This is a genomic window from Hyphomonas neptunium ATCC 15444, assembly GCF_000013025.1.
GTDB classification, from domain to species: Bacteria; Pseudomonadota; Alphaproteobacteria; order Caulobacterales; family Hyphomonadaceae; genus Hyphomonas; species Hyphomonas neptunia.
The window spans coordinates 2,805,514-2,819,959 of sequence record NC_008358.1 but is presented as its reverse complement, the minus strand read 5'-3'; the positions used below and the strand labels follow the sequence as shown (position 1 = coordinate 2,819,959).

Below are 14,446 nucleotides of genomic sequence, written 5' to 3'. Positions count from 1 at the left end.
CCGTCCATATTCCAATGGATGGTTCGTCAGATCAAAACTCAACTTGAGAGTTTGATTCTGGCTCAGAACGAACGCTGGCGGCAGGCCTAACACATGCAAGTCGAACGATATAGTGGCAGACGGGTGAGTAACGCGTGGGAACGTACCTTTCACTACGGAATAGCTCTGGGAAACTGGTGGTAATACCGTATACGCCCTTAGGGGGAAAGATTTATCGGTGAAAGATCGGCCCGCGTTGGATTAGCTAGTTGGTGAGGTAATGGCTCACAAAGGCGACGATCCATAGCTGGTCTGAGAGGATGATCAGCCACACTGGGACTGAGACACGGCCCAGACTCCTACGGGAGGCAGCAGTGGGGAATCTTGCACAATGGGCGAAAGCCTGATGCAGCCATGCCGCGTGAATGATGAAGGCCTTAGGGTTGTAAAATTCTTTCGTCAGGGATGATAATGACCGTACCTGAAGAAGAAGCCCCGGCTAACTTCGTGCCAGCAGCCGCGGTAATACGAAGGGGGCTAGCGTTGTTCGGAATTACTGGGCGTAAAGCGCACGTAGGCGGACTTTTAAGTCAGGTGTGAAATCCCGAGGCTCAACCTCGGAACTGCATTTGAAACTGGAAGTCTGGAGATCAGGAGAGGTTAGCGGAATACCGAGTGTAGAGGTGAAATTCGTAGATATTCGGTGGAACACCAGTGGCGAAGGCGGCTAACTGGACTGATACTGACGCTGAGGTGCGAAAGTGTGGGGAGCAAACAGGATTAGATACCCTGGTAGTCCACACCGTAAACGATGAGAGCTAGTTGTTGGCAGGCATGCCTGTCGGTGACGCAGTTAACACATTAAGCTCTCCGCCTGGGGAGTACGGCCGCAAGGTTAAAACTCAAAGAAATTGACGGGGGCCCGCACAAGCGGTGGAGCATGTGGTTTAATTCGAAGCAACGCGCAGAACCTTACCTACCCTTGACATGTCTAGTATGGTTTCCGGAGACGGATTCCTTCAGTTCGGCTGGCTAGAACACAGGTGCTGCATGGCTGTCGTCAGCTCGTGTCGTGAGATGTTGGGTTAAGTCCCGCAACGAGCGCAACCCTCATCCTTAGTTGCCATCACGTTTGGGTGGGCACTCTAAGGAAACTGCCGGTGGCAAGCCGGAGGAAGGTGGGGATGACGTCAAGTCCTCATGGCCCTTACGGGTAGGGCTACACACGTGCTACAATGGCAGTGACAATGGGATAATCCCAAAAAGCTGTCTCAGTTCGGATTGTCGTCTGCAACTCGACGGCATGAAGGTGGAATCGCTAGTAATCGTGGATCAGCATGCCACGGTGAATACGTTCCCGGGCCTTGTACACACCGCCCGTCACATCATGGGAATTGGTTCTACCCGAAGATCGTGCGCTAACTTCGGAGGCAGCGAGCCACGGTAGGATCAGTAACTGGGATGAAGTCGTAACAAGGTAGCCGTAGGGGAACCTGCGGCTGGATCACCTCCTTTCTAAGGATGCAACAGATTGTTTTACTCACGTGAAACTCTGATGCTCTTTAAGACAAGCCTTCTTAATTGAAGGCAAAACAGATGCGGCTATCGCGCCGTCTTCGTTTCTCTTCCTTCGTTCGTAATGCCTGGCAGCATGTTGCTGGCGGGCAATTAGCGAGCCCCGCGGGCGCCTCGCGCCTGTATTCGACTTTGGCTGCGGCGGCCGCCTTGGCCTGCTTGGCTGAAGGGCCGGTAGCTCAGGTGGTTAGAGCGCACGCCTGATAAGCGTGAGGTCGGAAGTTCAACTCTTCCTCGGCCCACCATCGAAACCTGCCAATTGGAAATGATGGCATGAGGGGCACGCAAGACTGGCGGAAGCCAGCGACAGGACCACGGGGCCATAGCTCAGTTGGGAGAGCGCCTGATTTGCATTCAGGAGGCCGTCGGTTCGACTCCGTCTGGCTCCACCAACCTGTCTCACGAACGAAAGAAGTATTCTGGTTTCCGGAGCCCATTGGGGTTCCGGGATGTTTGTTATCGTAAGGGAAAGACTGAGCCGGCCGCGCGCCTCATGAGCCTCACAAGGGTTTTGGCGTTGCTGCTTCAGCCGATAGAGTGTGCCTGGCAACAGGGACGCTTCAAAGGTTCAGTCTGCAAGAAACCAACAAATGTCTGACTGAAACTCTGTGTGTGTGAAGCGTTCTGCGCTTTCCACTGCACATGGGTTTTATGAGATCAAGCGTCAAAAGGGCATCCGGGGGATGTCTTGGCGGTAAGAGGCGATGAAAGACGTGGCACTCTGCGATAAGCACCGGGGAGGCGAGAGCACCCTTTGATCCGGTGATTTCTGAATGGGGAAACCCACCTCCGAGATGTTGGATAATTTGAGCGCTTCGGTGCTCAACTTGTCTGACATTTCAATAGTGAGGTATTTTAACCTGAATACATAGGGTTAAAAAGCGAACCCGGGGAATTGAAACATCTAAGTACCCGGAGGAAAGGACATCAATTGAGACTCCGTTAGTAGTGGCGAGCGAACGCGGACCAGGCCTGGTCTGAAATAAGGAGAAGTACCTGGGAAGGTACGCCGTAGTGGGTGATAGCCCCGTATCCGTAAAATGAAGACCTTTTAGAGTAGGGCGGGACACGTGAAATCCTGTCTGAACATGGGGGGACCACCCTCCAAGCCTAAGTACTCCTTACCGACCGATAGTGAACAAGTACCGTGAGGGAATGATGAAAAGAACCCCGATGAGGGGAGTGAAACAGATCCTGAAACCGGATGCCTACAAGCTGAGGGAGCTCTTCGGAGTGACCTCGTACCTTTTGTATAATGGGTCAACGACTTAGTGTTGCGTGCAAGCTTAAGCCGTTAGGTGTAGGCACAGCGAAAGCGAGTCTGAATAGGGCGATTGAGTACGTAGCATTAGACCCGAAGGCAAGTGATCTAGGTATGGGCAGGCTGAAGGTGCGGTAACACGCACTGGAGGGCCGAACCGTTGAATGTTGAAAAATTCTCGGATGACCTGTGCCTAGGGGTGAAAGGCCAATCAAACTTGCTGATAGCTGGTTCTCCGCGAAATCTATTTAGGTAGAGCGTCACGGTTAAGACTCCAGGGGGTAGAGCACTGAATGGGCTAGGGGTCCTTACCGGATTACCAAACCTTCTCAAACTCCGAATACCTGGAAGTTATACGTGGCAGACACACGGCGGGTGCTAACGTCCGTCGTGAAAAGGGAAACAACCCAGACCGCCGATTAAGGCCCCCAAGTCATAGCTAAGTGCGAAACGATGTGGGATTGCTGAGACAATCAGGAGGTTGGCTTAGAAGCAGCCATCCTTTAAAGAAAGCGTAACAGCTCACTGATCAAGCGATCCTGCGCGGAAAATGTATCGGGACTAAAGTTATGCGCCGAAATCGCGGGCTCAGTAATGAGCGGTAGCGGAGCGTTCCGTAAGCCGATGAAGGTGAACCGTGAGGTTTGCTGGAGGTATCGGAAGTGAGAATGTTGACATGAGTAGCGATAAAGAGGGTGAGAGACCCTCTCGCCGAAAGTCCAAGGGTTCCTGCGTAAAGCTAATCTGCGCAGGGTTAGCCGGCCCCTAAGGTCAGGCCGAAAGGCGTAGCCGATGGGAACCACGTTAATATTCGTGGGCCAGGGGATGAGTGACGGATTCCGAAAGCTGTATTCACTTATTGGATTGTGAATGCAGCCTGGGGGTCCCTGGAAATAGCCTCCCCACTAGACCGTACCCTAAACCGACACAGGTGGACTGGTAGAGCATACCAAGGCGCTTGAGAGAACTATGTTGAAGGAACTCGGCAAATTACCTCCGTAACTTCGGGAGAAGGAGGCCTCATATTGGGCAACCAGTACTGAGGGGCACAAAACTGGGGGTTGCGACTGTTTATCAAAAACACAGGGCTCTGCGAAATCGTAAGATGACGTATAGGGTCTGACGCCTGCCCGGTGCCGGAAGGTTAAAAGGAGATGTGCAAGCATTGAATTGAAGCCCCGGTGAACGGCGGCCGTAACTATAACGGTCCTAAGGTAGCGAAATTCCTTGTCGGGTAAGTTCCGACCTGCACGAATGGCGTAACGACTTCCCCACTGTCTCCAACATAGACTCAGCGAAATTGAATTCCCCGTGAAGATGCGGGGTACCCGCGGTCAGACGGAAAGACCCCGTGAACCTTTACTACAGCTTCACAGTGGCATTAAAGAATATATGTGTAGGATAGGTGGGAGGCTTTGAAGCTCCGGCGCCAGCTGGAGTGGAGCCAACCTTGAAATACCACCCTTGTCTTCTTTGATGTCTAACCGCGCCCCTGGATGGGGCCGGGACCCTGTGTGGCGGGTAGTTTGACTGGGGCGGTCGCCTCCCAAAGTGTAACGGAGGCGCGCGATGGTAGGCTCAGAGCGGTCGGACATCGCTCGTTGAGTGCAATGGCATAAGCCTGCCTGACTGCGAGCTCGACGGAGCGAGCAGAGACGAAAGTCGGTCATAGTGATCCGGTGGTCCCGAGTGGAAGGGCCATCGCTCAACGGATAAAAGGTACTCCGGGGATAACAGGCTGATGATGCCCAAGAGTCCATATCGACGGCATCGTTTGGCACCTCGATGTCGGCTCATCACATCCTGGGGCTGGAGAAGGTCCCAAGGGTTCGGCTGTTCGCCGATTAAAGTGGTACGTGAGCTGGGTTCAGAACGTCGCGAGACAGTTTGGTCCCTATCTGCCGTGGGTGTTGGATACTTGAGAGGATTTGTCCCTAGTACGAGAGGACCGGGATGAACACACCTCTGGTGGACCTGTTGTGGCGCCAGCCGCATTGCAGGGTAGCTATGTGTGGACTAGATAACCGCTGAAAGCATCTAAGCGGGAAACTAACCTCAAAACCAGGTATCCCTGAGAGCCGTCCAAGACCAGGACGTCGATAGGTCAGGTGTGGAAGTGCCGCGAGGCATGAAGCTAACTGATACTAATTGCTCGATAGGCTTGATCACTGAAACTCATGTGTAGTTGAAAGCTCAGACTTTCACTCCACTGTTCAGTCACAGACACTTTTGGTTTCTTACAATCGCTAGCTGGTTTCCGCCGACCTGGTGGTAATGGCAGGGGGTCCCCACCGGATCCCATCCCGAACTCCGTCGTTAAGCCCCCTTGCGCCGATGGTACTACGTCTTAAGGCGTGGGAGAGTAGGTCGCTGCCGGGTCTGCAGAGACCAGAAGCTGATTGTAATTCTTGCAGACACGTCTTTCTCTTACACGAAGGCCGCTTTCGGGCGGTCAGCCATCACGGTCTCACGACCAGGGTGGCTCGGGCCGGCCCCAGCCATACCGGCGGGCCGGTTTTTTGTTTCAGGCGCAGCGATGCACCGGTAACAAGACGGAATTGACGCGGGATGGAGCAGTCCGGTAGCTCGTCAGGCTCATAACCTGAAGGTCACAGGTTCAAATCCTGTTCCCGCACCCAACTAAAGAAGCCCCCGGTTCCGGAAACGGAACCGGGGGCTTTTTTGCGTTTGGGGTATGCGCGGCGATCCTGGCGAGCATCCGGGCGGGTGGAGAGCCGCTGGCTGCCGGCTTCATGGCCAGAGGCACCTGCGTTTCCTTCCGACACCTGTTGAGCGGGCAGGATTGGCGCCAGTTTCAGCGAAGAGGTTCAGCGGAGTGGGGCTATACCGCAGCCTGCGCTGCGCGGGTCAATACGGCAGAAGCGCCGGCATCAGCCAGACGATGTATCCGGCCAGCGCGATCCAGGGGCCGAAGGCGATCATGGATTGTCCGGAGACAGACTCGCGCCGGATGGCGGAGCCGGCAAGAACCGCCAGTATGCCGCTCAGCGATGCAATCAACAGGACGGGCGGAATGCCTTGCAGGCCGACCCACATTCCAATGGCGCCGAGCAGCTTGGCATCACCGCGGCCGAGCCCGTCGACCCCGCGCAATCGGCGGTACGCCACGCCCACCAGCCAGAGCAGACCATATCCGGTGATCGCGCCGGCCAGATGCCAGGGCCACACCTCCTGCCGGTATAACGCAATCATTCCCGCGCCCAACAGAAACACGGCAAGGTTCAGCCTGTCGGGCAGCAGATAAGTGCGCAGGTCAATGGCGGCCAAAGCAAGAAGCGCCCACCCGAACAGCAGTGTAAAACTCAAGATCGGGAGGTTGTTGGAGCCGTAGAGCCCGGCGGCGAGGGCCACCAGCGCCCCGGCAATCGCTGTGAAAACCGTGCGCGCGCTCAACCAGACGTCTCGAAGTGTGCGTCTCTCCCCGGCAAACCGGCTGGCAGCCCCTTCAATGCCGGCGCCAATCAGGAAACCCAGAAGCACGAGGCCGAGATCACTGCCCGTCATGGCGTGTCACACGGGATTGGGCGCCGTTACGGCGCGCAGGCGCGGCAAATCCTGCCGTGCCCGAGGCAGCGCCCGCTTCAGTTCGCCGTTTTGGCTGCATTGGCAGCAACGGGGTCGAAGGTGTCGGAGCATTGTGGGGTCGTGTCGCCGGTTTTCTGGAAGCTGACGCAATAGAAGGCCGCGCGCGTTCCGTCTTCGAAGGTCGGTTTGCCATGCCAGTCATACTGGGCGGGGCTGCCGCTCCAGAGGCTGATGATGATCCGGCTCGGCGATTGGGGAATGGGGTGGTCCTTGGCGGTTGCCGTATGCACCAGCTCGTCATTCACAAACCAGCGGATCTCGTCGGGTTCCCACTCGAAGGCATAGAGGTGGATTTCCTCGCTGGCATCGAAGGGCAGGCGGACCGGGATCGTGTCGTGGGGCGCGCCATCGGTGAAGTAGTTGGCCGCAAACATGCGCAGATCCTTGCCCAGGAACTCGATGTCGATCTCGTCATGTGGGTCGCCAAACTGCGCATGGGTGTGGGTGAACAGGGAGCTGACCGTGCCCGAGCCGGGAGCAGGCGTCATCACCACTTCAAACCGGCCGAAGGAGTAAAAACCGCGGCGTTGATATTCGGCGCCGGCGAGTGTTTTGTCGCCCACCCGCATGCGGCGCAGTTCGAGCTCCACCCGGTCGTCAAAGAAGTGGATCTGGCGCGACAGCCAGGCGGGGTGGGCGCCCGGATAGCTCAGATTGGATTTGTGCCAGCGGGTCGGGTCATGATCTTTGCTGAAATGCTGCAGGAAGGAGGCGCCTGCCTCCGCATCCGGAGCGATCTGCGGGGGATGTTCATATTGGGGCACTTCGCTGACGGGCAGGGGGGCGCCGATTTCCTGTTCGGAACTTGAAACAGGGCCGGCAAAAATCACTGCGCCGAGAATACCGATCGCGGTGATGCCGAGCACGGCGCCCAGTCTCATGCTGGTCCCGCTGCTCAAGGCTTTTGCCCAACTACCCATCAATGCCGACCCTCAGACAGGCCCGCTCTGCGAGGGCCTGTTCCCATTAGTACATGAATTTTGAAAGAAAAGGCGGCCCCCCAGCCGCCTTTTTTGGATTAATTATCGCCGATCAGCAGGCGCCGTCAGATTTCAGCACGGCGGGGATGGTCTTCAGGATAATCACGACATCGCCCCAGAAAGAACGGCTCTGCGCATAGGTCGTATCCAGGCGCACGCGCTCGGGATAGCTGACATTGCTGCGGCCGCTGACCTGCCAGAGGCCGGTGATGCCGGGACGGACGCTGCAATAGTCAGCGAAATTCTCGCCATACTTGCCACGCTCCGAAAGCGAGATCGGACGCGGGCCGACGAGCGACATGTCTCCTTTCAGCACATTGATGAGCTGGGGGAGTTCGTCGATCGAGGTGGCGCGGATGAAACGGCCGAGCGGGGTGATGCGCGGGTCGCGTGCCAGCTTCTGCGTCAGGTCCCACTCACGTTTTGCGGCAGGGTCGGTATCGAGCAGCGCCTGGAGGCGTTCGGCAGCATCTGGCACCATCGAGCGCAGCTTGTAGCATTTGAACGTGCGTCCATGCTGGCCGTAGCGAGTGTGCGAGAAGATCGCCGCCTGGCCATCCTGAAGGCGGACCATGAGGCCGACGATCAGAAGAAGCGGCGCGATGAAGATCAGGCCCAGCGAGGCTGCAAGTATATCTAGTGCGCGCTTTGCTGTGAAAGAGTTGCGCGGGTTTGGCCGGCGCGGCTCGCTGATGACAAAGTTGTCACCCTCGACACCACCAGTCGCGTCGGTGATCCGGAATTCCATTGGTAGTCCCCTTTGTACTCTACGCCGATTACACTTTGTTGACCGCGCGACTTTTTCTTCAGCCTTAGTCCCCTTAGACCGGGCCGTGCGGAGCTCATGTATTGGCGTTTGCAATTCGTATACCACTTTCACGAATGGCTAATAAGAGGTTTCTGAAACTTTCTCCATCGAGGCGAAGTATTCAGCAAATATAAGCACCACCTGCCGCCCGGTCAGGCAGTTGCAATGGTTTATCGTTGGTTAAACATGAATGGAACGCAACGAGTGTCCCAAAACCGGGCAAGTTTCAAAAAAAAACGCCGCAGAACGCGGCGTTTTTAAGTAGAGTTTCCAAAGAATCGCGAATTAGAAGATTCGCTCGCCGATTCGGATCGTGTCGCCGGGTTTTACAACCGTCGAAGGCGTCAGATCGTAGGCGATTTCCTCATTGCTATCGATGCTCTTGATAAAGACGGCTCGCTTGTTGGCGCGGTAGCTGAAGCCCCCCGCCGCGGCGACGGCGTTCTGAACTGTCAGGCCGCTGGTATAGGGATATTCACCCGGCCGGCCGACTTCGCCGAGGATATAGAACGGGCGGTAGTTAATGACTTCAACGCTGACGCGCGGGTCCAGCACGTAGCCGTCCGAGAGGCTCTCGGCGAGCGCGTTCTCAAGTTCGACCGTCGAGAGGCCGAGCGCGCGAACCTGTCCGATCAGCGGCATCGAGATCGACCCGCTGCCATCGACTTCGAATTCACCCGAAAGAGTCGGATGGCCGAAGACCGTAACGCGGAGCCGGTCGCTGGAGCCGAGCGCATAGGATGTATCAACCTGGGCCTGTGTGGCGACGCCCGCATCGCGCGCGCCAACGGTCCCGCCGCTGGTGCCGCAGGCCGAAACCATCAGTCCAAGAGTTAGGGCCATAATGGCCAGTAACGAGCGAAGCGTCAGCATACTGCAGGGTCTCCTGTATTCGTTTGCGAGGATCTCGGGGGTCCCGGAGCCATACTCACTAGATTTCAGGTGTTAAGGAAAGCAACATCTGTACCGAAAAGACGGGCTGCCGACAGCCGTCCGGTGAGGAAGGCGCCGGTGTCGAGCCCGATCCTGCGGTCGTCTCTATGGATTGCGTCTTCCGGCGTATGACCGTGCACCACCATGTGTTCAAACGGCGCGCCATCATCCAGGAACTCTTCCCGGATCCACAGCATGTCGCGCTGGGTCTGTTCATCCAGCGCCAGGCCGGGCCGCAGACCGGCATGAACGAACAGATAATCGCCGGCAACATGGTAGGGCTTGAGCGCTTGCAGGAAGCTGAGATGGGGTTGGGGCAGGCGCTCGCGGAAATCGGTCCAGAGCTTGTTCCAGGCCTCGCGCACCTTGGCCATCTCTTCATGCGAGTTCAGGCTGGCGCGCGTATTGGGCGGAGCAAAGCCATAAGAGTAAAGTGTCTCGCCGCCGCCATAGCGGGTCCATTGGGTGCCAAAGCTGGCCTCCTGAAGGAAGCGGAGCAAGGCCTCTTCATGGTTGCCCAGCAGGAAGACCGGGTCATACCGGTCCAGCGCGCCACTGGCGAAGTATTCGATCACGTCGCGCGATTGCAGGCCCCGGTCGATATAGTCGCCCAGGAAGATGATCTGGGGCTTCACGCCGTCGGGCAGCGTCGCCGCATCGGCGTCGATCAGCTCGATCAGACGCGTCAGCAGGTCCATCCGGCCGTGAATATCGCCCACCGCATAGAGACAAACCCCTTCCGGCGCCTGCGTAATTCTATGGGGATTGGCGGTGGCAACAGCCGGTTCGCGGGTCTCTGCCGGCGTATCGCCGCCTTGCATCGCGCGGAATTGGGACAGCAGATTGTGGCGCGCTGCATCGGCCGAGCGGGACAGCTGGCCAAAGCGCGCCCTCAGGGCGTCTGTAAGTTTTCCTCTTGTCAGAGCCATTCTACATTTATCCGCAGATAGGCAGAGAGCCTACCCGATTAACCTTATGAAACCAAGAAATCCGCCGTTGGATTTAACGGTTCGCGGAAACACTTTCCCAAATGAATCCCGCTGCCCATGCCATGTGCATTGTCCCGGCGGCCACCCCAGCAAACAGTCCGCAGACCGACCGGCGTTGCACGGCGATTGCCAGAGACGCCCCGGCCAATATGCTCAGATAGCCGATCGGCAGGGCCAGTGCGGGCAGAAAGGATATGCCGGCCAGAAGCCCGCCAACACTGCCCACAAGGGCAAAGATGGGCACCGCCTGGCGGGGTTTCAATTGGCGATTGTGCTTTCGCAGGTTCCGGGCGCGCCCTTTACCATAGTTGAAATACTGCCGCGCCAGCGCCCGGATGGACCCGCGCGGGACGTATTCAATGCGAATATCGGCGTCCATCCAGACCTTGCCGCCGGCGGCGCCAAGGCGGTGGTCGTACTCGGCGTCTTCGTTATGCGAGAAGGTCTCGTCATACCCGCCGACCTTGCGAAACCAGCTGATGTCAAAGCCGGCATGGTGGCCATGATCGACATAATGGGATTTGCGTCCGCCGCGATGGGCCGAGCCACCCGAGCCGAGCAGGGTATCGACAACCCAGGCATTGCCCTTCTCAAAACAGGTCTCGCCCACAGCGTCCATCGGGATCACAACCGAGGCCGCGCCGGTGCGCTGCAGCGCTTCGGCCACATGCAGGATGAAGTTCTGCGGATAGACCGAATGCGCATCACACCGCACCAGCCAGCGGGTCTGCGGGCCTGAATGAGCGCCGGCTGCGAGGTTCATGGCTGCTGATTTCAGCCGTTTGGGGTTCTCTATCAGGCGCAGATTGGGAAACTCTGCCGTCAGGCGCTTCACGATTGCCTGGGTTTCGTCCGTGCTGCCGCCATCGGCGACGGTCAGCGGGACGAGCCGCAGCAGCGGGCTGCCCTGCATCAGCGAGCGGATGCATGTCTCTATATGGCGCGCTTCATTCAGCGCCGGGATCACCGCCAGGATGGAGGTGGGATCGACACCCAGAGGGGCCGGCTTGAAACTTGCGGTGTTGATCGAGGTCAGCATGCCTGTCCGGTCTTTTGGGCCATAGGTTATGGGTGAAACCAGCAAGTTCCGTTCCATGTTGATGCAAGGCGCGGTTAACCATGACAACTGCCGTCTGCATCCCTGCAAATGCAATTCACAACAGGCTGACCTCGCGAGAGGCTTGCCGAAGGCCGGGGACTCCATAGTGTAGCGAAGAACGATAATCTTCGGAGGAAACGATGATCGGTGTAGTCGCTAAGCTCAACATCCAGGACGGCAAGCAGGCCGAGTTCGAACAGGTCGCCAAAGACCTGATGGCCAAGGTCAAGGCGAACGAGCCCGGCTGTCTCACCTATCAGCTCTACAAGACCAAGGGCTCCTCCACCGAATACATCTTCATGGAGCAGTATGCCTCGGCAGATGCCCTGAAATCCCACGGCCAGACCGATTACTTCAAGGCCGCCGGTCCCAAGCTCGGCGCTGTCCTCGCGGGCGCGCCGGATGTTCAATACTACGACATCGTAGAATAGGCGGAGCGGCGGTCATGGATCTCTCCCTTTCGCCGTCCGATCTCAAATTCCAGCAGGAAGCCCGCGACTGGATCGCGGAAAACTTCGACGCGGAGCTGCGCGCCAAAATGGCGCTGACCAAGAATGGCTATGTCGACAAGGCAAGTCAGGTCGCGTGGCAGAAGAAGCTGGCGGCGAAAGGCTGGATGGCCCTGAACTGGCCCAAGGAGCATGGCGGCCCCGGCCTGACGGCCACCCAGCGCCACATCCTCCATGCCGAGCTTTCCGGCGCGGGCACGCCCAACGTTGCCCCGTTCGGCGTCTCGATGGTGGCTCCGGTCATCATGGCGTTCGGCAATGAGGCGCAGAAGAAGGAACACCTTCCTAAGATCCTCACCTCCGATGTCTGGTGGTGCCAGGGCTATTCCGAGCCCGGCGCAGGCTCAGACCTTGCCGGCCTGCAAATGAGCGCCGTGCGCGACGGGGACGAATATGTCCTCAACGGTTCCAAGATCTGGACGACGCTCGCCCAATGGGCCGACATGATCTTCTGCCTCGTGCGCACCAGCAAGGAGGGCAAACCCCAGGAAGGTATCAGCTTCATCGTGTTCCCGATGAAGCTGCCGGGCATCACCGTGCGCGCGCTGCCCACACTGGACGGTCCGGCTGAAGGCCAGCACGAGATCAACCAGGTTTTCTTCGAGAATGTCCGGGTAAAGATCAAAGATGCGCTGATCGGCGAAGAGAACAAAGGCTGGACCTACGCCAAATACCTGCTCGAATTCGAACGCGGCAACGCCTATGCTTCGGGCCTGCGCAATATGCTGCGCAAGACCAAGAAGATCGCCTCCAAAGAGGTGGACGGCAACGAGCCGGTCATCCGCAACCCGGATTTTGCCCGCAAGCTGGCGCTCCTGGAAATGCGCATCGAAGCCATAGACGCCACCGAGCAGCGCGTGCTCTCGGCGCTCTCCGCAGGGCAGAATGTCGGCCCGGAAAGCTCGATGCTGAAATATCAGGGCTCTGACTGCCAGCAGGAAATCACCGAACTTACGCTTGAGGCCGCCGGCCTCTATGGCAACCCGTTCATGCAGGACACAATCGCGCTGGCAGAACCCGGCTCGAACGTGAAAGCTCCGACCCCGGAGCATCTGCTGACTGCCGCGCCAAGCTACTTCAATTACAGAAAGACATCCATTTACGCTGGGTCCAACGAGATCCAGCGCAACATCATAGCGAAGATGGTGCTCGGCCTCTGAGGGCCGAAGCAACACGCAGCAAATTTCGGGAGGAATCAATGGCGGTGACCCAGTCCGGTAAGCCGGGCCTATTTACGCGCGTATCGTTCGGTATCGGCGGCGCGGCAGATGGCATCAAGAATAACGGCTTCGATTACGCGCTCCTGTTCTTCTACAGCAACATCATGGGCGTCGATGCCGGCCTTGTCGGCCTCGCGCTGCTGATTGCGCTGATCGTTGATGCGGTGTCAGATCCCGTCGTCGGCTACTGGTCGGACAACATGCGCACGCGCTTCGGGCGCCGCCACCCTTTCATGTATGCCGCGCTGATCCCCACGGCGGTGACATACTTCCTCACCTGGAACCCGCCCGCGGGCATGGACGGTAACGATCTCTTCCCCTGGCTGGTGGCCACCACCATCCTCGTCCGCCTCAGCTTCACCTTCTATGATGTGCCCAGCTCCGCCCTCTCGGCCGAGCTGACGTCCGACTATGACGAGCGCACCTCGCTGATGTCGCTGCGCTATTTCTTCGGCTGGTTCGGCGGCCTGACGATCCAGATCCTGCTGTTCCGTTTCCTGCTGGTGCCTACGGAGGAAATCCCGGTCGGCGTCTTCAACATTGAGGGCTGGAAAACCTACGGCTTCATCTCGGCGATCTGCATATTCCTGGCCGTCGCCATCTGCGCAGGCGGCACGCACAGCCACATTCCGAACCTGAAAGCTGCCCCACCGGCGCGCAATCTCACCATCGGGCGCATCTTCGCGGAAATCTTCGAGACGATCTCCAACCCGTCTTTCCGCGCGCTGTTCATCGCCACGCTCTGCGGCCTGATCGCTACGGGCATCTCGGCGACGCTTAACCAGTATATCAACACCATCTTCTGGGAGTTCGATAACACCCAGATCGCCAACCTCACGATGGGTGTCTACATCTCGGCGGTCCTTGCCCTGATCATTGCGCCCCTCGTCGGCAAGACCTTCGGCAAGAAGCGCGGCGCCATGACCATCGGTGCGCTCGCCTTCACCATCGCGCCGCTCCCGGTCTTCCTGCGCCTCTTCGGCCTCCTGCCGCCCAATGGCTCGGACGAGCTGTTCCTGATCGTCATCTCGATCACGATCTTCGACCTCTCCCTCATCATCGCCACGCAGATGCTGCTGGGCTCCATGGTGGCGGATATTGTGGAAGATTCGGAGTTGCAGACGGGCCGGCGCTCGGAAGGCATTTTCTTTGCCGGCATCAGCTTCATCCGCAAACTTTCGCAAGGGGCAGGGGTTATCACGGCCTCGATGGTGCTGGCCGTGGCCGGCCTGTCCCAGGGCGGTGGCGTCGAGGCAGCGACTCAGGATGAGATTCGCATGCTCGGCTGGGGCTATGGCCTCTCGCTGATCACGGCCTGGACCCTGATGCTCATCTGCATCAGCTTCTACCGGATCAGCCGCGAGAGCCATGCCGACAACCTCGAAAAGCTGAAAGTGCGGCAGGCACAACAGGATGCAGGCTGACAGGCTATCGCCGCCGCAGGGAGCAGAAACACTTCCCTGCGGCGGTATGACCTGTCTGAAATG

9 protein-coding genes, 3 tRNA genes and 3 rRNA genes are annotated in these 14,446 nt (G+C 58.1%); 9 read left to right on the top strand and 6 right to left on the bottom strand.

The features are described from left to right. Positions 1-39: 39 nt before the first annotated feature. From HNE_RS13140 to HNE_RS13115, 6 genes are all read left to right on the top strand, one after another. A 16S ribosomal RNA gene (locus HNE_RS13140) occupies positions 40-1,494 on the top strand. Positions 1,495-1,722: 228 nt separating this feature from the next. Further along, positions 1,723-1,799, top strand: a tRNA-Ile gene (locus tag HNE_RS13135). A gap of 71 nt (positions 1,800-1,870) precedes the next feature. Then, positions 1,871-1,946: transfer RNA gene (locus HNE_RS13130), tRNA-Ala, on the top strand. Between the two features lie 263 nt (positions 1,947-2,209). Next, positions 2,210-4,984 (top strand): 23S ribosomal RNA (locus HNE_RS13125). A gap of 95 nt (positions 4,985-5,079) precedes the next feature. Then, positions 5,080-5,194, top strand: a 5S ribosomal RNA gene (gene rrf / locus HNE_RS13120). The 16S, 23S and 5S rRNA genes sit together here with 3 tRNA genes alongside, the layout of an rRNA operon. 183 nt (positions 5,195-5,377) lie before the next feature. Then, positions 5,378-5,454 (top strand) — tRNA-Met (locus HNE_RS13115). A 229-nt stretch (positions 5,455-5,683) separates the two neighbouring features. Here HNE_RS13115 and HNE_RS13110 read toward each other — a convergent pair. The 6 genes from HNE_RS13110 to HNE_RS13085 all read right to left on the bottom strand — a co-directional run bounded on the left by HNE_RS13110 (position 5,684) and on the right by HNE_RS13085 (position 11,227). Next, positions 5,684-6,340: a prepilin peptidase gene (locus HNE_RS13110; RefSeq protein ID WP_011647638.1), complete on the bottom strand. Its 657-nt coding sequence runs from the start codon at positions 6,338-6,340 to the stop codon at positions 5,684-5,686. Between the two features lie 77 nt (positions 6,341-6,417). Beyond that, entirely contained in the window at positions 6,418-7,302 is an 885-nt protein-coding gene (locus HNE_RS18110; protein ID WP_011647637.1) for a glycoside hydrolase family 16 protein, read from the bottom strand. Between the two features lie 151 nt (positions 7,303-7,453). Then, entirely contained in the window at positions 7,454-8,149 is a 696-nt protein-coding gene (locus HNE_RS13100; protein WP_011647636.1) for a sugar transferase, read from the bottom strand. 345 nt (positions 8,150-8,494) lie between these two features. Next, complete coding sequence (locus HNE_RS13095) at positions 8,495-9,052, bottom strand: polysaccharide biosynthesis/export family protein (RefSeq protein WP_148205893.1); 558 nt, start codon at positions 9,050-9,052, stop codon at positions 8,495-8,497. Positions 9,053-9,147: 95 nt separating this feature from the next. Further along, positions 9,148-10,071, bottom strand: coding sequence for a metallophosphoesterase family protein (locus tag HNE_RS13090; protein ID WP_049755139.1), 924 nt, complete (start codon positions 10,069-10,071; stop codon positions 9,148-9,150). A gap of 73 nt (positions 10,072-10,144) precedes the next feature. Then, the gene (locus HNE_RS13085) at positions 10,145-11,227 is read right to left on the bottom strand and encodes a glycosyltransferase family 2 protein (RefSeq protein ID WP_233351914.1); all 1,083 of its coding nucleotides are present in this window, start codon (positions 11,225-11,227) and stop codon (positions 10,145-10,147) included. Positions 11,228-11,370: 143 nt separating this feature from the next. Here HNE_RS13085 and HNE_RS13080 point away from each other — a divergent pair, with 143 nt between their 5' ends. The 3 genes from HNE_RS13080 to HNE_RS13070 are packed head-to-tail and all read left to right on the top strand — an operon-like array spanning position 11,371 to position 14,383. After that, positions 11,371-11,661, top strand: a complete 291-nt coding sequence (locus HNE_RS13080; protein ID WP_011647632.1) for a putative quinol monooxygenase — start codon at positions 11,371-11,373, stop codon at positions 11,659-11,661. A gap of 14 nt (positions 11,662-11,675) precedes the next feature. Then, complete coding sequence (locus HNE_RS13075; protein ID WP_011647631.1) at positions 11,676-12,899, top strand: acyl-CoA dehydrogenase family protein; 1,224 nt, start codon at positions 11,676-11,678, stop codon at positions 12,897-12,899. Positions 12,900-12,937: 38 nt separating this feature from the next. Next, a complete protein-coding gene (locus tag HNE_RS13070; protein WP_011647630.1) occupies positions 12,938-14,383 on the top strand; it encodes an MFS transporter in 1,446 nt (481 codons plus the stop codon). The last annotated feature ends 63 nt before the right edge of the window (positions 14,384-14,446 follow it).